The 447-nt window shown below is 69.1% G+C and carries 1 protein-coding gene; it reads left to right on the top strand.

The window, feature by feature from the left end:
* Nucleotides 1–16: 16 nt before the first annotated feature.
* Nucleotides 17–447: ATP dependent DNA ligase (locus RM844_RS32795; protein WP_449657338.1), on the top strand; the 431-nt coding region annotated here is incomplete at its 3' end.

Below are 447 nucleotides of genomic sequence, written 5' to 3'. Positions count from 1 at the left end.
CCGGTTCGAAGGGGTAGTGGCCAAGAAGCGGGACTCGACGTATCAGCCGGGCCGGCGGTCGGCCTCCTGGATCAAGGACAAGATCTGGAACACGCAGGAAGCGGTGATCGGCGGCTGGCGTCAGGGAGAGGGCGGGCGCAGCAGTGGCATCGGCGCGCTGCTGCTCGGCGTGCCCGGCCCCGACGGCCTGCAGTTCGCCGGGCGCGTCGGCACCGGGTTCACCGACAAGGAACTGACCAAGCTCAAAGGCATGCTGGCCCCGCTGCAGACCGACGAGTCACCGTTCGACAAACCGTTGCCGAAGCTCGACGCGAAGGGGGTCACGTTCGTGCGGCCCGAGCTCGTGGGGGAGGTCCGCTACAGCGAGCGCACCACTGACCACCGGCTGCGTCAGCCCAGCTGGCGCGGTCTGCGGCCGGACAAGACGCCGGATGACGTGGTCTGGGA

It is taken from the genome of Streptomyces chisholmiae (assembly GCF_031845445.1).
In the GTDB taxonomy this organism is placed as follows: domain Bacteria; phylum Actinomycetota; class Actinomycetes; order Streptomycetales; family Streptomycetaceae; genus Streptomyces; species Streptomyces chisholmiae.
The sequence above is the reverse complement of the archived record's forward strand: the minus strand, read 5'-3'. Positions and strand labels throughout refer to the sequence as shown.